Here is a 22250-nt window from a genome sequence, read left to right as displayed (position 1 = left end):
AAAATACAAGTTAGGAAAAATTATGTTTGAACTTACTAGCGAATTTAAGCCAAGTCCTGATCAAAAGCAAGCTATTGATGGTATAGTAAAAAGCATTAAAGCAGGCAATAAATACCAAACCTTGCTAGGTGTTACAGGTAGTGGAAAAACTTTCACTATGGCAAATATCATTAAAAACTTAAACATGCCTACTCTTATCATGAGCCACAATAAAAGCTTATGCGCGCAACTTTATAGTGAATTTAAAGGCTTTTTTGCAAATAATCATGTGGAGTATTTTATAAGCTATTATGATTATTATCAACCCGAGGCTTATATACCAAGAACCGATGTTTTTATAGAAAAAGACAGCTCTACTAATGAAGACTTAGAAAGATTAAGACTAAGCGCAAGTGCTTCGCTTTTAAGTTATGATGATGTTATTTGCATAGCTAGTGTTTCAGCAAATTATGGTTTGGGAAATCCAAGTGAGTATGTGGGTATGGTTTTGATTTTAGAGCTTAATATGCAAATAAATCAAAAAGAACTTTTAAAAAAACTTGTAGATATGGGTTATAAACGCAATGATAATTTCTTTGACAGAGCTGATTTTAGAGTCAATGGAGATATAGTAGATATATATCCAGCTTATTATGAGGATGAAGCTATTAGACTTGAATTTTTTGGCGATGAACTTGAGGCGATGTATTATTATAATATCTTAGAAAATAAAAAAGGTAAAGACTTAAAAAAATTTATACTTTATCCAACTAGTCAATTTAGCGTAGGTGAAGCTAGACTTAAAGAGGCTATAAAAGGTATAAAAGCTGAATTAAATAAACGCCTTGCTTATTTTGAAAATGAAAATAAACTCGTAGAAGCACAAAGACTAAAACAAAGGGTAGAATTTGACCTTGAAATGCTTCAAAGTACTGGCATGTGCAAAGGAGTTGAAAATTATGCCTTGCATTTAACAGGGCTTAAGAGCGGCGATACACCTTATACGCTTTTTGATTATTTTGCCATTAAAAATCAAGATTTTTTAGTCATTGTAGATGAATCTCATGTATCTTTACCACAATTTCGCGGAATGTTTGCAGGGGATAGAAGCAGAAAGCAAACTTTGGTTGATTATGGTTTTCGCTTGCCAAGTGCCTTAGATAATAGACCTTTGATGTTTGATGAATTTATTAATAAAAATTGTAAATTTTTATTTGTTTCAGCCACACCTGCACCTTTAGAACTAGAATTAAGCAAAGAAAATATTTTTTATCAAATCATGCGTCCAACAGGGCTTTTAGATCCTAAAATAGAAATCAAAGATAGTGAAAATCAAGTAGAAATTTTATACGATGAAGCTAAAAAAGTTATAGAGCGTAATGAAAGAGTTTTAATAACCGTTTTAACTAAAAAAATGGCTGAAGAGCTTAGTAAATACTACTTGGAACTTGGCTTAAAAGTAAAATACATGCACTCAGAAATTGATGCAATTGAGCGCAATGAAATCATCCGTGGCTTAAGAAGTGGCGCTTTTGATATTTTAATCGGGATTAATCTTTTAAGAGAAGGACTTGATTTACCTGAAGTTTCGCTTATAGCGATTATGGATGCAGACAAGGAAGGCTTTTTAAGAAGCACCACCGCACTCATTCAAACGATGGGACGCGCGGCTAGAAATGTCAATGGAAAAGTATTACTTTTTGCTAAAAAAATCACAAAATCTATGCAAGAAGCTATCGATACTACCAATGAAAGAAGAACCCTACAAGAAGCTTATAATAAAAAGTACAACATCACACCAACCTCAGTAAAAAGAAACATAGAAGAAAGTTTAAAACATGAGCTTGAACAAGGAGAAATTTATCGTAAAGGCAAAGAACTTGAAAAAATGCCTGCGAAAGAACGCGCTAAAATAGTAAAAGAATTAAGAAAACAAATGCTAGAAGCAGCTAAAAATCTTGAGTTTGAGAAAGCGGCAATGCTTAGAGATGAAATTAATAAATTAAGAACTTTATAATCCCTTAAATAAGGGATTATTTATTTGCTCTTTCTATATACTCTCCACGCACAGTATCAACGCGGATTACTTCCCCTTCTAATACATGGAAAGGAATTTGCACTACTGCGCCTGTTTCTAAAGTAGCTGGTTTTTTGTTTGAGCCTTGAGTATCACCTTTAAAATTTGGTGCTGTTTCAATAATTTTAAGTTCCATTACTTGAGGTACTTCCACACCAATTGCTTTTCCATTGTGAAATAAAACATCTACCATGGTTCCATCAAGCATCCATTTTTTAGCTTCACCCACATCTTCATCGCTAATTGCAACTTGCTCATAAGTTTGGGTATCCATAAATTGACAATTTTCACCATCATCGTATAGATATTGCATTTGTTTTTCTTCTAAATTTGGAGATTCACATTTATCCCCTGCATGGAAAGTTTTTTCCAAAACCTTACCATCGATAAAAGATTTAATTTTAATACGAACAAAAGCAGGACCTTTTCCTGGTTTTACATGTTGATATTCTACGATTTTAAAAGGAATACCATCAATTTCTATTTTTAAACCTTTTTTTAAATCTCCCATTCCATAAGAAGCCATATATTTTCCTTAATTTTAAAATTAAAAAATAATTGTAACAATTAAGGCTTATAAAAAGCCTTAAATTTCTGCATATTCTGCAAAAATACAAGCATCAATAGCTCTTAATTCCTCAAGCAAAGCTTTTGAAATTTTTGTATCAAGCAAAATTACAGCCAAAGCTTTTCCAAAGCCATTTCTACCAAGTCTAAAATCAGCTATATTGACATTATTTTTGGCTAAAATTCCGCTAACATTAGCAATAACTCCTGGTATGTCATTATTGTTTAAAATTATCATTTTCCCTTTTGGTTTAAAATCTACATCAAAACCATTTAACTCTACTATCCTTTGTTCATTTTCACCAAAAATAGTCCCTGAGATAGAAAGGTTAGAATTATCTGTAATTACTTTTATAGTGATTTTATTACTATAACCACTACTTGGTAGAATACAAGAAGAAAGTTCTACGCCCTTATCTTTAGCTACAAAATGTGCGTTAATATAATTAATATTCTCACCTAAAATTCCTCTTAAAACACTCACTGTTGCAAAAGTTAGTAAAGACTCATTATACTCGCTAATTTGTCCTTCGCTCTCAAGTTTAATAGCCTTAATAGGAGTTTTATCAAGCTGAGCAGCCAAAAAGCCCATTTTGGAAATAAGCTCAATATAAGGTGCTACAAAACTTGGTAAATCTTCAGTTTTAATCGGTAAATTTAAAGCATTAGGATAAGAAATTCCTCTTGCAGCATTTAAAGCTTGCTCGCATGCTTGGATAGCGATATTTTCTTGACTTTCTAAAGTGTTTGCACCAAGATGAGAAGTAACAGAAACATTTTCAAAGTCTAAAAATGGATGATTAGTTGCCGGTTCTTTATTAAACACATCAATACCAAGCCAAGCTATTTTACCACTTTTTAAACCTTCACACAATGCATCTTCATTATAAAGACCACCTCTGGCACAATTTATCAATCTTACCCCATCTTTCATTTTAGAAATTTCTTCAAAAGAAATCATATCTGTTGTTTCTTTTGTTTTTGGCGTATGTATGGTAATAAAATCACTTTGAGTTAAGATTACATCTAAAGAATTCACACACTCTATACCCAAATCAGTCATTTTAGAAGCTACCACATAAGGATCATAAGCTATAACTTTCATACCAAAAGCTTTTGCACATACAGCCACTCTTGAACCTATATTACCAAAACCTATAACTCCTAAAGTTTTATTCATAAGTTCAACACCATACCACTTTTCTCTTTCCCATTTTCTTTGTATTTTTAAAAAATTATGAGCATTTACAAAAGATCTTGCAGAGCATAATAAATGATTCATAGTAAGCTCAACTGCTGCTATGGTATTAGCCGTTGGTACATTCATTACTATAATGCCTTTTTTAGAGCATTCATCTATATCAACATTATCAACCCCAACGCCTGCTCTAACTAAAGCTTTTAAATTAGAACATGCATTGATAAATTTCAAATCCACATCCGTTGAACTTCTAGTAATAGCAACATCTACATCATTTAATTTTGTTAAAAGTTTATCTTTAGGCAAATGCGCTGCTTCGATAAGCTCAACATCATCAGCTTTTCTTAAAAGTTCTACGCCTTTGTCTAATATCGCATCACATACAATAATTTTTTTCATAACCAAACCTCCTTTAATTTTGCATTTATGTTGTAAATTTTTAATTTGTCGATCAGTGTATTTAATACTTTTTCATTATTTGTATCTAAATAAATTGCCACTTCATCTTTACTCTGTGTTAAAGTGTATTTGATAAAAAAAGAATGCAGAGTTTGCTTTAAACAAAACATAGAATAAACATCATTTTTATTTACATCGAGCATATAAAATTTTTGTTTTGGCTTTACTACAGAATCATCCATATTAAAACTCATATAAAATTCATTTGCTGCTGGAGAAAAATCATTGATTTTAATATTTGAAAGTTCATCTTGCCAAGTTTGTGGTAACTCTTTTTTTATTTCATCAAAAGAATATTTAACATTTTGTGAGATAGGTAAATTCCCAATATCTACATATCTCACCATAAAAATAAAAGCAATAAATAAAATTAGGCTTAAAAAACCTAAAATACCATAAAGGGTATATTTTTTCATTTTTTATTATAAAAGTTGATCTTTGATAATATCACCTAAAGTTACTTTGTCATTATCATTGATTTCATTTAATGCTTCTCTTTCTTTCATTCTTGCAAGGCTTTTTACGCTTAAACGAATTCTATTTTTCTTTTCATCAATGAAAACAATCAAAGCTTCTATTGTATCACCTACTTTTAAACTTGAAAAATCAATATTTCCCAAATCCTCTTTATGAATAAGCGCATCAACGCCTTCTTCAAGCTCTACAAAAACTCCAAAATCTTTAATATCTCTGATTTTACCAGAAATAACATCATTTACTTGGTGTTTTTGAGCATAAACTTGAACAGGACTTTTTTGTAATTCTTTAGTGCTTAAAGAAATTTTTTGATTTTCTTTATCTAGTTTAATGATTTTAACTTCTACAACATCACCAACTTTATACATATCTTTACATTTATCACTTCTATTCCAAGAAGCATCTTCATTATGCAATAAACCTTCTAAATTAGCAATTTTTATAAAGGCGCCAAAATTAGTCACGGAGGTAACGCTGCCTTTTAGCACATCACCTACTTTATATGATTTTAAAAACTCATCAAAAGGTTTTGCTAATAAATTTTTTAAAGAAACTCTAAGTCTTCTTTCTTTAGCATTAATTTCAATCACTTCCACATCAAGCTCTTGACCTTCGTTAATATAGTCTTTTGGATTTTTAGCATTTTTATCCCAAGAAATTTCACTTATATGTAAAAATCCTTCTATATCATTTCCTAAATCTACAAAAGCACCATATGGTTCTATATTTGAAACCGTAACTTTAATAGTATCACCAACTTCTAAACCATCTTTAATTTCATCCCAAGGATCAGGCATGGCAAGTTTTATAGATAAAGAAAGATGTTTTTTATCTTTATCATATTTAATCACTTTTACAGGAACTTTATCACCTTCATTATACAACGAACTGGGATTTACTGGTCCTTTATAAGAAATTTCGCTATAATGAACTAAACCATCAACACCACCTACATCAACAAACATACCGTAAGTAGTGATTTTTTTAACAACACCTTCTATAATTTCTTCTTGATTTAATACATTTGAAATAATTTCTTTGCGTTTTTTTCTTTCCTCATCTACTATTTTTTTTCTAGAAACTACTATACTCTGAGCTTCTTTATCTATTTTTATAATTTTAACTTTAAAAGTTTTATTGATAATATTATTTGAATCTTTAAAACTGCTTTGTGATTTTGGTAGGAAAAACTCCACTCCATTTTCATCCACAGCTACAAAGCCACCTCTATTTTTACCAATGATTTTTACATCAAATATACTTTCATCATCTTTATAATTGTTAATAAATTCTTTAACTTTTTGTTTTCTTAAAGCTTTTTTATGAGAAAGTAAAGATCTGCCACCGCGAGAACCTACTATAGCAACTTCTAATGTATCACCTTCTTTGAAGATAAATTCGCCTTTTTCGTTTTGAATTTCTTCTGCTACTAAAATACCTTCTGATTTTTGTCCTACATTTACAAATACCTCATCGCCTTTAATCGCGACAATTATACCTTGTGTAGTTGCCTCCTCATCAGACTTAAAAGATTCTTCAAGCATTTGCTCAAAATCTTCTTCTATGATAATATCCTCTAGTCTGTTTTGAACTTTTTTGTTCACCTCGCTCATTGTGGTCCTTTGTTTTAAATTTTAATTGTTGATTATAGTATTGTTTTCTTTAAACTTAGTTAATTTTGGCGTATTCTTTGATTTTTTCCAAAACCAAATCAATCACCCAATCAGGTGTAGAAGCACCCGCACTAATGCCACATTTTTCTTTACCGCTAAACCATTCTTTCTGAATTTCTTTTTCATTTTCGATTAAATAACTATCTTCACAATAGTTTTTTGCTATCAAAAAAAGCTGTTTAGTATTGGCTGAGTTCTTCCCTCCAACTATTATCATTACATCACTTTTTTTAGCAAGTTCATTGATTGCTTCTTGATTTTTAAAAGTCGCATCACATATTGTATTAAAAACACGCACTTCCTTAACCCTAAGCATTAAAAAATTTACAATTTCCATAAATTTTTCTATCTTTTTTGTAGTTTGTGATACTACTGCAATTTTAGAAGGCAATTTAATATCAAGCAATTCTTTTTCATCAAGCACTACATAAGCTTTAGTACTTACATAACTTCTAACCCCTTTTACTTCAGGATGATTTTCATCCCCAAAAATAACAACTTCATAACCTTCATTGCTCATTTGTTCACAAATTTTTTGAGGTTTAGTCACAAAAGGACATGTAGCATCAAAAATTTCTATATCCTTTTGCTTTAATTTTTCTAAATCTTGCTTTGTAATACCATGGGTTCTAATAATGGCTTTTTTTTCTGCGTTTAATTCATTGATATCATTTAATGTTTTAACATTATAATTTTTCCAAAGTCTTGTGATTTCTTCATTATTATGAATTAAAGGTCCTATAGTAACTGCATCTTTAATCTGCTCGGCTTTTTTAATAGCTCTTTTTACTCCAAAACAAAATCCATAACTTTTTGCTAATTCAATCTCCAATCTTAGCTCCTATTTGCTTTAAAATCTCAATAAAATTTGGAAAAGAAGTTTTGATGCATTCACTATCATCTACTTCCATTCCACATCTTAAACCTAAAATTAAAAAACTCATCGCAATTCTATGATCTCCAAAGCTTTCTATTTTAGCATTTTTAACTTCGCCGCCTTCTACTTCAAAGCCATCTTCAAATTCTTTTACTTTTATGCCACATTTTTGCAAATTTAATACAATTGATTTGATTCTATCACTTTCTTTTACGCGCAATTCTTTAGCATTTTTTATAATGCTTTTTCCTTTTGCACAAGCAAAAGCTATAGCCAAAGCTGGAATTTCATCAATCAACCATGCGATATTTTCACTCACATTTACCGCCTTTAAAGGTGTACTTTCAACACAAATTTCTCCAATACTTTCAAAATCTTCATTAGTAATATTATAAGTGATCTTTGCACCCATTTTTTCTAAAATTTTAAAGGCTTCAATGCGTGTTTTATTTAACAAAACATTTTTTAAGACTACTTTTGAATGAGGTAAAATACAAGCAGCTAAGGCAAAGTAAAAGGCTGATGATGGATCATTTGGTACACATACTTCAAATGCTTTTAATTTTTCTTTTAAAGGATTGATTTTGATAAAAGTTTTATCCTCATTTAAATACTCAATGCAAGCTCCCATTTTATTAAGCATAATCTCACTATGATCTCTTGAAAGCTCAACTTCTTTAAAATAACTTTCTTTTTTGGCAAATAAAGCTGCTAAAATTAAAGCTGATTTTACTTGAGCTGAAGCAATATTACTACTAAAGTCAAAACCATCTAACTTAGCCCCTTGTATACAAATAGGCGCTAAATTTGCGTTAGCTCTTCCAAAAATCTTAGCTCCTAAACTCATCAAAGGCCCACTCACTCGCTTCATTGGCCTAGCATTTAAATAACAATCTCCACTAAGAACAAAAAATTCATCTTCAATAGCACTTAAAAAACCTATTAAAAGTCTCATAGCTGTACCTGAATTTCCACAATCTAAAACGCAATTTGGAGATTTTATATATTTTGGAGCTTTAATATAAATTAATCCATCAATTTCTTCAACTTCAGCTCCTAAAGCTTGAATGATTGCTAAAGTATGTAAAGTGTCTTGTGCTTTTAGATAATTTTTAATCTTACAAGTTCCTTGAGTAAGCAAAGAAAAAATAGCAAAGCGATGAGATATAGACTTATCAGAAGCTATATCTTCAAGCTCTACTTTAAAAGAATCAATAGGACTTATCTTCATCGAAGCTTTAAACCATGCTCATCATCTAAAGCTTTGATGATTTTATCAATATATTCAAGGATAATATTATCTTCTAAGGTTTTTTCAAAATCTCTAAATACCAAATTAATAGTCAAGCTATAAAAATCGCCTAAATTTTCATCTGTATATAAATCTACCACTCTAAAGCTTTCTAATCTTTCGATATTTAATTTAGCAATAGTGTGTTTGATTTTTTCATATTCAAAACCCTTAGGTATTACTATACTTAAATCCCTGCTCATAGATGGAAATTTAGAATATGCTTTAGCGGTTTTAAAGTCTTGTTTTAAGCCTTCCAAATCAAGCTCGCAAATATAAGTTTTAACCAAATCCCTTTCATTTTCTATACTTAAATGCGCTCTACCTACAAAACCTATACGCTTGCCATTTTTATATACATTTGCTTGTTCATATGGACTTAAAAATGCATATTCTGATTTTTGTAAACTAAAATCACCTATAATGCTTTTTAATTCTGCTAAAAAGGTATAAAAATCTACCAAAACAGGTTTGGCCTTATTTGTGATTTTAGCTTCTTCTTTATAGCCACTAAAGATCATTGCAAATTTAGCATGCTCGTTTGAAAACTCATCAAAAACACTACCACACTCAAAAAGCTTGATTTTCTTTTTTGAATTTCTTAGATTAAAGCTTACTGCATTTAAAAGATGATTTATCAAAGTACTTCTTAAAGTATTAAGTTCGTTAGTAATAGGATTAATGAGTTTGTTTTTAATACATTTAAATCCTAGCTGACTTAATTCTTCTTCATTATCCAAAACATAATGCACACTTTCAAAATATCCATTGTTGCTTGCTTTTAATCTTAAATTTTTAAGCTCTTGATAATCAAAATATACTTGATTTAAACGATTTTTTTCTCTAAATTCTAAAGCTTTTGATGGGATATTATCAATACCGATAATTCTTACTATTTCTTCACTAATATCAGCTATATTTACTATATCACTACGGTGAAGTGGAATTTTAATATTAAATTGTTCATCATTTACCACACTTATTTCAAAGCCTAGTTTTCTAAGAATTTTGACTAAATTATTTTTATCTATAGGCATACCAATGATTTTATCAACCTCTGCACCAAAAATCCCAATAATATTTGCTTCATTTTCTTTAAAAACTTGTTGGCTTCCTGAAAAAACACTCATTGCACTAATTTTTAAGCACTCATTAAATAAATACTCCATTCCCAAAGAAAGCTTAGGCTCACTGCCTCTTAAAGAACGATATATAGTATCATTTTTCTTTTTATAAAAGGCTATTGCATTTGCTATAGTTTGAGGATGAGTATAGCTTGCTTCTATAATGATGATTTTACTCTCATCATTAATTTTAAATTTATCTTCTTGCTCTATACCTGCTAAAGCAATCAACTCATCTTTATAATAAACCCCATACTCTCCATGCTCTTGAGTTTTAATCTCTAAAACAATCTTTTCATCAATTTGACAATCTTGACAAAGCTTATGAAAATCATAAGCACAAAAAATCACTCCACTTGCATGAGTTGCGTAAGTTAAAAGATTTTCTATGTTGTTATTTTTATATGCTTCAATCAAAGCAAGACGAATTTGTATCGTGATATTTAACTTAAATTCTTCTTTAATCTCTAGTGCCTTATAAGCAAAAAATCCTTCAACATCACTTTGATTTTTAACACTTAGTATTCTTCCTATACCTACGCTATTTTCACCTTCTTTTAAAGGATTTAATTCTTTTAAATTTAAATCAAGTGCTGCACTTAAATCTCTAGCAACACCATATAAACTCAAGCAATCCCCGCGATTTGGAGTAAGTTCTATTTCAATTAATTCATCATTAAACAAATCATATTCATTAAGAGCTTTTCCTAAAACTAACTCTCCCATACTTTCATCTAAAACCATAATGCCTTCATTACTTTTTCCAAAACCAAGCTCACTAGAAGAGCAAATCATACCCATAGATTCAACCCCTCTAAGTTTGGCAGGTTTTATCTCAAGTCCGCTAGGAAGCACTGCACCTACTAAAGATACGGCTACAAATTGATCTTTATCAACATTTTTTGCACCGCAAACAATTTGTAAAATTTCATTCCCAACATCTACTTTACAAATATTCAATTTATCTGAATTTTCATGTTTAACTTTTTCTAAAACCTTACCTATTACAACTTTTTGGGGAGCTTTAACACTTTTGAAACTATCAACCTCTAATCCTATGGAATTTAAAGTATTTACTATAGTTTGTGTTGATATTTCACTTAAATCAATCCATTCATTTAACCAATTTCTACTAATAATCATCTAAATTGCTCCAATAATCTTAAATCACCTTCAAACATAGAACGCAAATCAGGAATTTTATGTAAAAGCATAGCAAAACGCTCCACACCCAAACCAAAAGCATAACCACTTACATTTTTATAACCAACAAATTTATAAACATTAGGGTCAACAACGCCACATCCTAAAACTTCAAGCCATCCTGTTTGCTTACAAACCCTACATCCACAACCTTTACAAAACACACAAGAAATATCTACTTCAGCAGATGGCTCTGTAAAAGGAAAAAAGCTTGGTCTAAAACGCACTTTTACATCGCCAAACATATGTTTTAAAAAATGCTCTAGCATATCTTTTAAATTTGCAAAATTTACCTTATCGCCTTCTTCTACCACAAGTCCTTCTACTTGATGAAACATAGGCGTATGAGTAATATCAAAATCTCTTCTAAAAACTGCACCTGGTGCTATCATTCTAATAGGTGGTTTTTGAGATAGCATAGTTCTAATTTGCACTGGAGAAGTTTGAGATCTAAGCAAGGTTTTATCTTCAAAATAAAAAGTATCTTGCATATCTCTTGCAGGATGATTTTGTGGTAAATTCAATGCTTCAAAATTATGAAAATCATCCTCGATCAAAGGCCCTTTTTCTATACTGAAATTTAAAGCTGTAAAATATTCTATGATTTTATCCATAGTTTGCATGATTGGGTGCAAAGCACCTGCATTTGAAGTTTCATCAAAAAAGCTAAAATCTTGCACATCTTGTTTCATTTTTTCATTTAAAGCTTTTTCTTCTAATTCTTTTAATTTTATTTGATAAGCCTCATTAAATTCATCTCTTGTTTTATTTAAACCATTGGCAAATTCTTTTTTTTCTTCACCTTGCAAATCTTTTAACTTTGCAAATTCTAAAGTCAAAATACCCTTTTTTCCTAAAACACTTACTTTTATATTTTCAAGCTCTGCTAAAGTATTTACAGAAGCAATTTTTTCTATCATATCTTGCAATTTTAGCTCCAACTAAATTTTTTTTAAACATTCTAATGTAAAATTATTTAAAATTAGCAAAAATAATAAAAAAAGGACTACTAAATGAGAGAAAAAACCGTATTTGAACTAATCGTAGAAGGAAAAATCCCTGCTAATAAAGTTTTAGAAAGTGAAAAATTTTTAGCTTTTCATGATATCAATCCTAAAGCACCTATTCATATTTTAATCATTCCAAAAGAACATTTTGAAAACTTTCAAGAATTAAGACCTGAATTAATGAGCGAAATGACACAATTTATCCAAGAACTAGCTACTCTTTTAGGGCTTGATAAAAGTGGGTATAGATTAATCACAAATTGTGGAAAAAATAGCGGACAAGAAGTTTTTCATTTACATTTTCATATGTTAGGTGGATTTGAGCTTCCAAAAAATAAAGAAACCCAAATCAACCCTCAATCTTTATTCTAAAAAGAGCTAACTCTTTTTAGATAGTAGGACCAGCTAGTTTAAATTCTGCTCCTTCTTTTACATCTTCATAGCGTTTGAAATTTTCTATAAACATTTTTGCAAGCTTTAATTTAGTTTCTTCATAAGCTTTTTTATCCTCCCAAGTATTAACAGGGTTTAACAACTTACTTTCTACACCCGCTAATTCTTTTGGAACTGCAAGATTAAATAAATCATAGTTTTCAAACTCACAATTTTGTATGCTACCATCTAAAATCGCATTAATGCAAGCTCTAGTAGCTTTAATGCTCATTCTTTTACCTACACCATAAGCTCCACCGCTCCAACCGGTATTTACCAAATAAACATTTACATTATGCTTGCTGATTTTTTCGCCCAAAAGTTTTGCATAAACAGTTGGGTGTAATGGCAAAAACACTTCTCCAAAACAAGCTGAAAAAGTCGCAACAGGTTCGGTAATGCCTCTTTCAGTACCTGCTACTTTAGCAGTATAACCACTTAGAAAATAATACATTGCTTGTTCTTTACTAAGCTTACTAACCGGAGGTAAAACACCAAAAGCATCCGCTGAAAGGAAAATGATATTACTAGGATGACCTGCACTAAGGCTTGGCTCGTGATTTAAAATATGCTCTATCGGATAAGAAACTCTAGTATTTTCAGTTTTAGAACCATCATTGAAATCAACGCTTAAATCATCTTTTAAAACTACATTTTCTAAAAGTGCATTTTGCTTTATAGCTCCATAAATTTCTGGTTCACTTTGAGGATCAAGGTTAATACATTTTGCATAACAACCTCCTTCAAAATTAAACACACCCTCATCATCCCAACCATGCTCATCATCGCCTATTAATTTTCTTTTTGGATCAGTTGAAAGAGTAGTTTTACCTGTACCACTAAGCCCAAAGAAAAGCACTACATCACCTTTTTCTCCAACATTAGCACTACAATGCATAGAAAGTTTATTTTCTAGTGGAAGCCAATAATTCATCATAGAAAAAATTCCTTTTTTCATCTCTCCACCATACCAAGTTCCACCAATTACTGCTATATTTTTTTCTATGTTAAAAATGACAAAAACCTCTGAATTTAAACCATCTTTTTTATAATCTTCATTAATACATTTGCAAGCATTATACACCACAAAATCAGGTTTAAACTCACTAAGTTCTTCTTCTTTTGGACGAATAAACATATTTTTTACAAAATGTGCTTGCCATGCAATTTGAGTTACAAAACGCACAGCCTTACGACTTTTTAACGAAGCTCCACAATATGCATCTTGGATATAAATATCACTATTACTAAGTTGTTTTTTAGCTTTTGCTAAAAGCTTTTCAAATAATTCCTCACTAATAGGCTGATTAATCTTACCCCAAGCAATGTATTTTTGCGAAGGATCTTGTTTTACAAAATATTTATCTTTAGGACTTCTTCCAGTAAAAATTCCTGTATCTACACTAAAGGTACCATTTTTAGTACATACACCTTCATTATTGTTTTTTTCGTGCTTTAAAAGCTCATCATAACTAAGATTGTGAAAAACTTGTCCGATATTTTCTAAGCCTAAATTTTCTAAACCTTTCATCTTTACCTCCTTATTTATAAGTCATTAAAGCTTGACCTTCACTTACGCTCTCACCAGCATTTACTAAAAGTTCTGCAATTTCTCCATCTTTACTTGCACTAATCTCAATTTCCATTTTCATAGCTTCAAGTACAGCTACAACTTGACCTGCCTTTACACTATCATTTTCTTTAACTAAAATTTTAAATACATTTGCATTCATACTTGCAACAATAGCATTATCACTTACTTGAGTTTTTGCAACTTTTGCATTATCTGCACTTACTTTTACAGCACTTTTAACATTAACATCTCTATCAAAACCTGCACTTACTTCTACATGGTATTTGTTACCATTAACTGAAACGGTAAATTGATTTTCATCAATAAGACTTGATTTTAATTTGCTATTTTTTCTAACATTAACCTTAGCTTCGCCTTTTAAAAAAGCTATGCCTTTTTCTTTGCAAGCTGCAACGATAAAAATATTTTCTTCACTTGTTTCTAAATTTTCTTTTTCTAATAAGTTTTTAATATAAGCTATACTTTTGCTCTCATCAGCATCAGCAATATCTGTGGCTAATTTTGTAGTTGGTTCTAGTTTTAATTGCTCGCTTGCAAGCTTAATTACTTCAGGATCTGGAGCAACGGGAGTTTTTCCAAAATATCCTAAAACCATTTTTCCATATCCATCTGCAATTTTTTTCCAAGGACCAAACATTACATTATTAAAAGCTTGCTGGAAATAAAACTGCGATACAGGAGTAACAGAAGTACCATAACCACCTTTTTCTACTACTTCTTGCATAGCTTTTATAACTTGAGGAAATTTATCTAAAATATTATTATCTCTCATCATTTGTGTATTAGCAGTTAGTGCTCCACCCGGCATAGGTGAAAAAGGTATTAAAGGATTCACCGCTGTTGCTTCAGGTGGTAGAAAATAATCTTTTAAACAATCTTTTAACACTTCTTCGTATTTTAAAATTTTTTCTTCATCTAAACCAAGATCAAAATTGCTTCCTTTTAGAGCATGAAGCATTGTTAAAATATCAGGTTGAGAAGTACCGCCACTAACAGGAGCTGCAGCTAAATCTATACCATCAACACCTGCTTCTAAAGCCGCTAAATAGCATGCTATGCTTACCCCTGCGGTTTCATGCGTATGTAATCTTATATGCATATTTTCAGGCAAGTTTTTTCTAGCCATTTTAATAACTTCATAAATTTTATTTGGATTTGAAGTTCCACTTGCGTCTTTAAAACAAATACTATCAAAAGGAATTTGTGCTTGTAGGATTTCTTTTAAAATTCTTTCATAAAAAGGTACATCATGCGCACCTTTACATTTTGGAGGTAAATCCATTAAAGTAATGGTAATTTCATGTTTTAAGCCATGTTTAACTATACATTCTCCACTAAATTTTAAATTATTTACATCATTTAATGCATCAAAATTTCTTATTGTAGTTGTGCCGTGTTTTGCAAACATTTTTGCATGCAAGTCAATAATTTCTTTACTACCTGTATCAAGTGCTACGGTATTAACCCCTCTTGCAAGAGTTTGTAAATTTGCATCTTTTCCAACGATGGCTCTAAATTTATCCATCATTTCAAAGGCATTTTCGTTTAAATAAAAAAATAGGCTTTGAAACCTAGCTCCACCGCCAAATTCAAAATGTTTAATGTCTGCTTCTTTAGCTGCTTCTAGGGCAGGAAAAAAGTCATTCATTAAAACTCTAGCACCATAAACAGATTGAAAACCATCCCTAAATGTGGTATCCATCACATCAATTAACTTTTTAGCCATAATTTTTCCTTATTTTTACATCTTTGCAATTATAACTCTACTTTCTTAAAAAATAAATTTATAAAATTTGATTTAACATAATGATAATAATCGCAATAGGTGCAAGAAATCTAAGTAAAAAATACCATACTTCAAAAATACTTCTACTCATAAACTTAGAAAATAAATTGTAAATTTTTATTTTTTCCACAAAAAATCCTACGAAAATAGCACTTGCAATAGCTCCAAGTGGGAGCATAAAATTAGAAGTTAATTTATCTAAAATATCAAAAAAACTTAAACCAAAAAAACTAAAGCTAGCCCCATAATTAGCACTAAAAGATAAAATACAACTCATTCCCAAAAGAAAAACTACAAAGCCTATAAAAACCAAAGCTTTTTTTCTTGAAATTTTATATTCATTTACAAGATAAAAAGTAAAAGGTTCTATCATAGAAACTGCTGAAGTAATCCCTGCAAAAAATAAAGCTAAGAAAAAATAAAAAGCTAAAAAATGTCCAAAGATAGCACCTAAGTTGGAAAATAAAGTCGTTAAAGATATAAATACAAGCCCAGCTCCTTCTGCAGGATTAGCATTAAATTTAAATATAAAAGTAAATACAATAAGTCCCATCATCAAACCTATACTGATATTTAAAAGCACAATTATGGCCGAACTTGTAATTAAATTTGTATCGTCTTTTAAAGAGGCTGCATAAGTGGTAATACAACCTATACCTAAACATAAAGTAAAAAAAGCAAGACCTAAAGCTGTTAAAACAGAGTTTAAACTAAGCTTGGTAAAATCAGGATAAAACAAATAAACAAAAGCTTCCTTAAAACCATCTTGAAAAAAACAATATACTAGCATTAAAACAAGCATAATAAACAAACTTGGCATAATCCAAACATTAAGTTTTTCTATACCGCTTTTAACCCCTCTTGAAACAACAAACAAGGTAAGAAAAAAAGCAATTAAAAAATACAAACTACTTTCTAAAATACTATTTTGTATTAAATTTCCAAATAAAGCTCCTGCTTCTTGAGTATTGCTAGGTAGATAATAAATCGAAGTTATCATGTATTTTAAAACCCAACCCATAATAACAAGATAAAAAGATAATACAAAAATTCCACCGAGCATAAAAAATCCAGCAAATTTCCATTTTTGAGCATATTTAGTTGCTAAGCTTTTATAAGCATTTACAGGATCACTCTGACTTAATCTTCCCATAGCAATTTCAGCCAAAAATACACAAAATCCTATACTAATAGTCAAAAGCAAATACAAAAGCACAAAAGCAAAACCACCATTTTGGCCTACTAAGGTTGGAAATTTCCAAGCATTTCCAAGCCCTATAGCTCCACCTGCTACTGCTAATACAAAACCTATTTTAGAAAATTTATCATTCATTTTAACACCTTAGAAAAAAAGCTGTCTAGCCATGATTAAAATAACCGCTAATGGAGAAATGTATCTTAAAAAGATATACCAAATTTCAAAATATATCCCACGCATAAATGGGTAAAATAAAGTTTGTAAAGCTTCTTTTTTAAGCACAAAACCCACAAAAAATGCTGTAATTAAAGCAGAAATTGGCATTAGCAAATTTTGTATGAAAAAGTCTAAAATATCAAAAAAACTTTTCCCAAAGAAATTTAAACTTGGTGCGCTTACATGATAAAAAGAAAGTATAGATAAACTTCCAAGAAAATAAACAATCATACCCACAAAAACCAAAGCTTTTTTTCTTGAAATTTGATAACGATTTATAAGATAAAAAGTAAAAGGTTCTATCATAGAAATAGCCGAAGTAATCCCTGCAAAAAATAAAGCTATAAAAAAGGCTATGGCTAAAACATTTCCCAAAAATCCTAACTTTGCAAAAAGCGTTGTTAATGATATAAATATAAGTCCTGGACCTTGTTGAGTAGGATCGGCTCCGAATTCAAATATAAAAGTAAATACAATAAGTCCCATCATCAAACCAATGATAGTATTAATAATGATAATATTTAAAGCACTGCTTATAAAATTTGTTTTATCAGGCAAGCTTGCTGCATAAGTTAAAATCACACATACACCCAAAGACATACTAAAAAATGCAAGCCCTAGTGCATCTAATATAGAATTAACACTTAATTTTGAAAAATCAGGTACAAATAAAAACTCACTTGCTTTAGAAAAACCATCCATACTAAAAGAATATCCAAGCATTAAAATAAGTAGTATAAATAAGCTTGGCATCATCCAAACATTGAGTTTTTCTATACCACTTTTAACACCTTTTGATACTACATAAAAAATTACTATAAACACAAAAGTAAAACATATAAATTGAGATAAAACATCATTAGAAAGTAAATTTCCAAAAATAGCGCCTGCTTCATTTGTATCTTTAGGTAATTCAAAAAACCCAAAATAAGCATATTTTACTATCCAACCTATAACAACACTATAAAAAGACACTAGAATAATAGCACCAAGCATAAAAAATCCCGCAAATGACCATGCCTTTTTATTTTTTGGCGCTAAAGTATAATAAGCATTTACAGGATCTTTTTCACTAAGTTTTCCTATGCTAAGTTCAGCCAAAAATATCACAAAAGCCACACCCAAGGTTAAAAGTAAATATACCACCACAAAAGCTGAACCACCATTGTTACCCACTAAAGTTGGAAATTTCCAAGCATTTCCAAGTCCAACAGCTGAACCTGCTACCGCTAATACAAAGCCTATTTTAGAAAATTTTTCATTCATCTTTTAACCTTAAAAAAATAATTGTTTTGCCATGATTAAAATCACAGCTAAAGGCGAGATATATCTTACAAAAAAATACCAACACTCAAAGTATTTACCCCTCATATAAGGATAAAATAAAGTTTGTAAAGCTTCTTTTTTAAGCACAAAACCTACAAAGATTGCACCAAATAATCCACCTAAAGGCATCATTAAATTTGAAGCAATAAAATCTAATATATCAAAAAAACTTTTTCCAAAAAATTCTAAAGAATCTTTACTCCACTCAATTCCTGATAAAATACACAAACTTCCCAAAAAATACACAATGAAAGCTATAAAAATCAAAGCTTTTTTTCTTGTAAAATTATAAGAATTGATTAAATAAAAGGTTAAAGGTTCTATCATGGAAACTGCTGAAGTAATCCCTGCAAAAAACAAAGCTATAAAAAAAGCCACAGCTAAAATATTTCCCAAAGGTAAAAAGCCAATTGGGTCAATATTTGAAAACAAACTCATCAAAGATACAAAAATCAAACCTGGACCTTGTTGAGCTGGATCTCCATTAAATTCAAATATGAAAGTAAATACAATAAGTCCCATCATAATACCAATAATAATATTAATAATGATAATGTTAATAGTGCTTGTAATAAAATTTGTTTTATCAGATAAACTTGCAGAATAAGTTATAATTGAACCCACTCCAATAGATAAAGAAAAACAAGCAAGTCCCAATGCACTTAAAAATGCTCCTACACTAAGCTTAGAAAAGTCCGGAGAAAATAAAAACTCACTTGCTTTAGAAAAACCATCCATACTAAAAGAATATCCAAGCATTAAAATAAGTAGTATAAATAAGCTTGGCATCATCCAAACATTGAGTTTTTCTATGCCACTTTTAACACCTTTTGATACTACATAAAAAATTACTATAAACACAAAAGTAAAACATATAAATTGAGATAAAACATCATTAGAAAGTAAATTTCCAAAAATAGCGCCACTTTCTTCTATACTTTTTGGTAAAGGAAAAAACCCAAAATAAGCATACTTAACAATCCATCCTATTATCACGCTATAAAAAGAAACAATCAAAATAGCACCTATTAAAGAAAAACCAACTATAGACCAAGCTCTTTTATGTTTTGGAGCTAAAGTATAATAGGCATTTACAGGATCTTTTTCACTAAGTTTTCCTATGCTAAGTTCAGCCAAAAATATTACAAACCCTACCCCCAAAGTCAAAAGCAAATATAAAAGTACAAAAGCTGAACCTCCATTTTGTCCTACCAAAGTTGGAAATTTCCAAGCATTTCCAAGTCCAACAGCTGAACCTGCTACCGCTAATACAAAGCCTATTTTAGAAAATTTTTCATTCATAAAGATAACCTTAAATTTATAAAACTATAAAAATTTTTAATGTAGCTAAAAAAAACTTTAATTTATTTTAAAATATATAATATTAATTTAAATTTCAATAATTTTAAAGTTATATTTGTATATAATTTCGCTTTTATAAATCACGAGTAGGGATACGCAAGCCGAAAGGATTTAAATTTTTACAAGGAAAAACTATGAAAAAAATCGTATTTTTAATGCTAGCTTTAAGCGGTTTTGCATTTGCAGCTGAAGGTTCTATGAATCAATGGTTAGCTTCTTTTTCTATCTTAGCAGCAGGTTTAGGACTTGGTGTTGCAGCTTTAGGTGGAGCTATCGGTATGGGTAATACTACAGCAGCAACTATAGCAGGTACTGCTAGAAACCCTGGTCTTGGTGGTAAATTAATGACTACTATGTTTATTGCTTTAGCGATGATTGAAGCTCAAGTTATTTATGCGCTTGTTATTGCTCTTATCGCTCTTTATGCTAATCCATTCCAAGCATTAGTAGCAGCTTAAAATTTCAAAGCCCTCTTGTGGGGCTTATGCGGTTATGGTGGAATTGGTAGACACGCCATCTTGAGGGGGTGGTGCGCTCAGCGTGTGCGAGTTCAAATCTCGCTAACCGCACCATTTTTATTTTTTAAGGATTATCAAAACAAAATGACTTTCTATATTTTAGTCAGTGCAATAGCTTTTTTAATTCTTTTTTTTGCCATAAAAAAATATACTCTAAAACTAGATGAACAAGCCTTACTTGAACCTATTAAAAATGATATTTATCCTGAATTTTGTGATCTGATTAATGAAGAGATAAGAAATATAAAAAATAATCTTTTACAAAATACCTTTACACTCCAAGATGAAAATTATAAAAATGAATTTTTAGAAAATTTAAGCAATATGAGTAGAAAACTTAATCATATCCAAACAATGAATTTAAGTAAAAGAAATAATGCTTTGTGGGAAGAAACACTTTTTGGATTTTTAAAAGAGCTTGAAGAACTTAACAAACAATATCTAAATGACAATGAGAAAATTAACGATGAAATAAGAAATTCTCTCCAAGAAAAATTTTATAATTTAACAAAAAGCTAATATAAACAAATTATTTATTTTAAAAAGCACTATATAATTCCGAATTATTTTATAAAGGGGTTTTATGTTTATCAACAAGAAAAAAATTAATGAACAAATTACTCAATTAGAGCAATCTAATCAAGCTTTTCAAGATATACTTAATGCTATTAGCAAAACTATGGCCATGATAGAATTTCAAACAGATGGAACTATTATTAATGCTAATGAAAATTTTCTAAAAACTATGAATTATTCTTTAAATGAAATCAAAGGTAAACATCATAGTATGTTTTGTTTACCAGAGGTTGTAAAGTCACAACGCTATGTTGATTTTTGGAGAGATTTGAAAAGTGGTATATCAAGAAATGGACTTTTTAGACGCATTGCAAAAGGCGGGAAAGATATTTATCTTGAAGCCAATTATCTTCCTATTTTAAACCAAAACAATGAAGTGTATAAGGTTATTAAATTTGCAAATGACATTACTCAAAGAAACTATGAAATGCTTGATCTAAAAAACACCATAGATGCCGCTAATCGTTCTATGGCTATTATTGAATTTAATCCTTATGGAGAGATTTTAAATGCTAATGAAAACTTCACTCAAACCATGGGTTATTCACTAAGTGAAATCAAAGGAAAACACCATAGTATGTTCTGCGAGGAAAAATTTAGAAATTCCAAAGAATATACAATTTTTTGGGAAGAGCTAAGAAGTGGTAAATTTCAATCAGGAAAATTCATACGCTTTGGTAAAAACAACAAACTAATCCATTTAGAAGCAAGTTATAATCCTATCAAAAATGATGATGGAGAAATTTACAAAGTTATTAAATTTGCAACAGATATTACCGAACAAGTTGTAAGAGATGAGGAAAAATTAAAGCTCATTAGTGAATTAGCTGAACAAAATGACAATCTCACTCAAGAGGGCGATAGTGTTATAGAAAATACGGTTCAAAATATTCAAGGCATTGCTGATATGATGAACAATAGTAGTAATCTCGTATCATCATTAAATGAGCAATCAGAAGAAATTAAAAATATTATTCAAACCATTAGCGATATAGCTGATCAAACCAATCTTTTAGCTCTAAATGCAGCTATTGAGGCAGCGCGTGCAGGTGAGCATGGTAGAGGTTTTGCTGTTGTTGCTGATGAAGTTAGAAATCTAGCTGAAAGAACTGGACATTCAGTAAATGAAATCACTACTACCATTAATTCTATCAGAAATGTAACAGCTGAAGTTGTACAAAGCATTAAAGATGGCTTAAGTGGCGTAAATCAAAGCGTGGATTTAGCCAAAGAAGCTAGAGAATGTATGGAAAAAATTAGAAATAGTTCAGCTCAAGTAGCTCAAGCTATGCAAGATAAATAAAAGT

The 22250-nt window shown here is 30.2% G+C and carries 18 protein-coding genes and 1 tRNA gene; 6 read left to right on the top strand and 13 right to left on the bottom strand.

Annotated features, from left to right (window positions below):
* Positions 1 to 22: 22 nt before the first annotated feature.
* A complete protein-coding gene (gene uvrB / locus L8W69_RS03105) occupies positions 23 to 1996 on the top strand; it encodes an excinuclease ABC subunit UvrB (RefSeq protein ID WP_263666425.1) in 1974 nt (657 codons plus the stop codon).
* Positions 1997 to 2012: 16 nt separating this feature from the next.
* On the opposite strand, the gene efp is transcribed toward uvrB, so the two are convergent.
* From efp to pheS, 8 genes are read right to left on the bottom strand one after another with little or no spacing between them, the layout of a single operon-like run.
* Entirely contained in the window at positions 2013 to 2582 is a 570-nt protein-coding gene (gene efp / locus L8W69_RS03100; RefSeq protein ID WP_039618934.1) for an elongation factor P, read from the bottom strand.
* A 60-nt stretch (positions 2583 to 2642) separates the two neighbouring features.
* A complete protein-coding gene (gene serA / locus L8W69_RS03095) occupies positions 2643 to 4223 on the bottom strand; it encodes a phosphoglycerate dehydrogenase (protein WP_263666424.1) in 1581 nt (526 codons plus the stop codon).
* Complete coding sequence (locus L8W69_RS03090; protein ID WP_263666423.1) at positions 4220 to 4699, bottom strand: hypothetical protein; 480 nt, start codon at positions 4697 to 4699, stop codon at positions 4220 to 4222. Before L8W69_RS03090 ends, serA begins: the two co-directional genes overlap by 4 nt.
* 6 nt (positions 4700 to 4705) lie before the next feature.
* Positions 4706 to 6373: a 30S ribosomal protein S1 gene (locus L8W69_RS03085; RefSeq protein ID WP_220566688.1), complete on the bottom strand. Its 1668-nt coding sequence runs from the start codon at positions 6371 to 6373 to the stop codon at positions 4706 to 4708.
* A gap of 55 nt (positions 6374 to 6428) precedes the next feature.
* On the bottom strand, positions 6429 to 7265 hold the full coding sequence (locus L8W69_RS03080) for a 4-hydroxy-3-methylbut-2-enyl diphosphate reductase (protein WP_263666422.1): 837 nt from the start codon (positions 7263 to 7265) through the stop codon (positions 6429 to 6431).
* The gene (gene aroA / locus L8W69_RS03075) at positions 7255 to 8541 is read right to left on the bottom strand and encodes a 3-phosphoshikimate 1-carboxyvinyltransferase (RefSeq protein WP_263666421.1); all 1287 of its coding nucleotides are present in this window, start codon (positions 8539 to 8541) and stop codon (positions 7255 to 7257) included. Before aroA ends, L8W69_RS03080 begins: the two co-directional genes overlap by 11 nt.
* A complete protein-coding gene (gene pheT, locus L8W69_RS03070) occupies positions 8538 to 10868 on the bottom strand; it encodes a phenylalanine--tRNA ligase subunit beta (protein WP_263666420.1) in 2331 nt (776 codons plus the stop codon). Before pheT ends, aroA begins: the two co-directional genes overlap by 4 nt.
* Complete coding sequence (pheS, locus tag L8W69_RS03065) at positions 10865 to 11857, bottom strand: phenylalanine--tRNA ligase subunit alpha (RefSeq protein ID WP_087699975.1); 993 nt, start codon at positions 11855 to 11857, stop codon at positions 10865 to 10867. Before pheS ends, pheT begins: the two co-directional genes overlap by 4 nt.
* 84 nt (positions 11858 to 11941) lie before the next feature.
* Here pheS and L8W69_RS03060 point away from each other — a divergent pair, with 84 nt between their 5' ends.
* Positions 11942 to 12307, top strand: a complete 366-nt coding sequence (locus L8W69_RS03060; RefSeq protein WP_220566684.1) for a histidine triad nucleotide-binding protein — start codon at positions 11942 to 11944, stop codon at positions 12305 to 12307.
* A gap of 16 nt (positions 12308 to 12323) precedes the next feature.
* Here L8W69_RS03060 and pckA read toward each other — a convergent pair whose 3' ends face one another.
* The 5 genes from pckA to L8W69_RS03035 are packed head-to-tail and all read right to left on the bottom strand — an operon-like array spanning position 12324 to position 19789.
* Entirely contained in the window at positions 12324 to 13898 is a 1575-nt protein-coding gene (gene pckA, locus L8W69_RS03055; protein WP_263666419.1) for a phosphoenolpyruvate carboxykinase (ATP), read from the bottom strand.
* A 10-nt stretch (positions 13899 to 13908) separates the two neighbouring features.
* Entirely contained in the window at positions 13909 to 15687 is a 1779-nt protein-coding gene (locus L8W69_RS03050) for a biotin/lipoyl-containing protein (RefSeq protein ID WP_263666418.1), read from the bottom strand.
* 58 nt (positions 15688 to 15745) lie between these two features.
* Positions 15746 to 17080 (bottom strand): sodium-dependent transporter, encoded by a 1335-nt coding sequence (locus tag L8W69_RS03045; protein WP_263666417.1) that lies wholly within the window; start codon positions 17078 to 17080, stop codon positions 15746 to 15748.
* 9 nt (positions 17081 to 17089) lie between these two features.
* Positions 17090 to 18427: a sodium-dependent transporter gene (locus L8W69_RS03040; protein WP_263666416.1), complete on the bottom strand. Its 1338-nt coding sequence runs from the start codon at positions 18425 to 18427 to the stop codon at positions 17090 to 17092.
* Between the two features lie 9 nt (positions 18428 to 18436).
* Positions 18437 to 19789, bottom strand: a complete 1353-nt coding sequence (locus L8W69_RS03035; protein ID WP_258108779.1) for a sodium-dependent transporter — start codon at positions 19787 to 19789, stop codon at positions 18437 to 18439.
* A gap of 194 nt (positions 19790 to 19983) precedes the next feature.
* Here L8W69_RS03035 and L8W69_RS03030 point away from each other — a divergent pair, with 194 nt between their 5' ends.
* The 4 genes from L8W69_RS03030 (at position 19984) to L8W69_RS03015 (ending at position 22246) form a co-directional block, all read left to right on the top strand.
* The gene (locus tag L8W69_RS03030) at positions 19984 to 20307 is read left to right on the top strand and encodes a F0F1 ATP synthase subunit C (RefSeq protein WP_263666415.1); all 324 of its coding nucleotides are present in this window, start codon (positions 19984 to 19986) and stop codon (positions 20305 to 20307) included.
* A gap of 28 nt (positions 20308 to 20335) precedes the next feature.
* Positions 20336 to 20421: transfer RNA gene (locus L8W69_RS03025), tRNA-Leu, on the top strand.
* Positions 20422 to 20451: 30 nt separating this feature from the next.
* Positions 20452 to 20886, top strand: coding sequence for a hypothetical protein (locus tag L8W69_RS03020; protein WP_263666414.1), 435 nt, complete (start codon positions 20452 to 20454; stop codon positions 20884 to 20886).
* Positions 20887 to 20950: 64 nt separating this feature from the next.
* Positions 20951 to 22246: a methyl-accepting chemotaxis protein gene (locus tag L8W69_RS03015; RefSeq protein ID WP_220566680.1), complete on the top strand. Its 1296-nt coding sequence runs from the start codon at positions 20951 to 20953 to the stop codon at positions 22244 to 22246.
* Positions 22247 to 22250: the final 4 nt, after the last annotated feature.

Source organism: Campylobacter sp. CNRCH_2016_3089 (assembly GCF_025772505.1).
In the GTDB taxonomy this organism is placed as follows: domain Bacteria; phylum Campylobacterota; class Campylobacteria; order Campylobacterales; family Campylobacteraceae; genus Campylobacter_D; species Campylobacter_D lari_D.
Note: the sequence above shows the minus strand (reverse complement) of the source record. Positions and strands in the feature narration are given on the sequence as shown.

What these genes read in the sequence shown, in the direction of transcription:
- uvrB (WP_263666425.1), top strand. Translation starts at nt 23, where the DNA reads ATGTTTGAACTTACTAGCGAATTTAAGCCAAGTCCTGATCAAAAGCAA.
- efp (WP_039618934.1), bottom strand. Translation starts at nt 2,582, where the DNA reads ATGGCTTCTTATGGAATGGGAGATTTAAAAAAAGGTTTAAAAATAGAA.
- serA (WP_263666424.1), bottom strand. Translation starts at nt 4,223, where the DNA reads ATGAAAAAAATTATTGTATGTGATGCGATATTAGACAAAGGCGTAGAA.
- L8W69_RS03090 (WP_263666423.1), bottom strand. Translation starts at nt 4,699, where the DNA reads ATGAAAAAATATACCCTTTATGGTATTTTAGGTTTTTTAAGCCTAATT.
- L8W69_RS03085 (WP_220566688.1), bottom strand. Translation starts at nt 6,373, where the DNA reads ATGAGCGAGGTGAACAAAAAAGTTCAAAACAGACTAGAGGATATTATC.
- aroA (WP_263666421.1), bottom strand. Translation starts at nt 8,541, where the DNA reads ATGAAGATAAGTCCTATTGATTCTTTTAAAGTAGAGCTTGAAGATATA.
- pheT (WP_263666420.1), bottom strand. Translation starts at nt 10,868, where the DNA reads ATGATTATTAGTAGAAATTGGTTAAATGAATGGATTGATTTAAGTGAA.
- L8W69_RS03060 (WP_220566684.1), top strand. Translation starts at nt 11,942, where the DNA reads ATGAGAGAAAAAACCGTATTTGAACTAATCGTAGAAGGAAAAATCCCT.
- pckA (WP_263666419.1), bottom strand. Translation starts at nt 13,898, where the DNA reads ATGAAAGGTTTAGAAAATTTAGGCTTAGAAAATATCGGACAAGTTTTT.
- L8W69_RS03050 (WP_263666418.1), bottom strand. Translation starts at nt 15,687, where the DNA reads ATGGCTAAAAAGTTAATTGATGTGATGGATACCACATTTAGGGATGGT.
- L8W69_RS03045 (WP_263666417.1), bottom strand. Translation starts at nt 17,080, where the DNA reads ATGAATGATAAATTTTCTAAAATAGGTTTTGTATTAGCAGTAGCAGGT.
- L8W69_RS03040 (WP_263666416.1), bottom strand. Translation starts at nt 18,427, where the DNA reads ATGAATGAAAAATTTTCTAAAATAGGCTTTGTATTAGCGGTAGCAGGT.
- L8W69_RS03035 (WP_258108779.1), bottom strand. Translation starts at nt 19,789, where the DNA reads ATGAATGAAAAATTTTCTAAAATAGGCTTTGTATTAGCGGTAGCAGGT.
- L8W69_RS03030 (WP_263666415.1), top strand. Translation starts at nt 19,984, where the DNA reads ATGAAAAAAATCGTATTTTTAATGCTAGCTTTAAGCGGTTTTGCATTT.
- L8W69_RS03020 (WP_263666414.1), top strand. Translation starts at nt 20,452, where the DNA reads ATGACTTTCTATATTTTAGTCAGTGCAATAGCTTTTTTAATTCTTTTT.
- L8W69_RS03015 (WP_220566680.1), top strand. Translation starts at nt 20,951, where the DNA reads ATGTTTATCAACAAGAAAAAAATTAATGAACAAATTACTCAATTAGAG.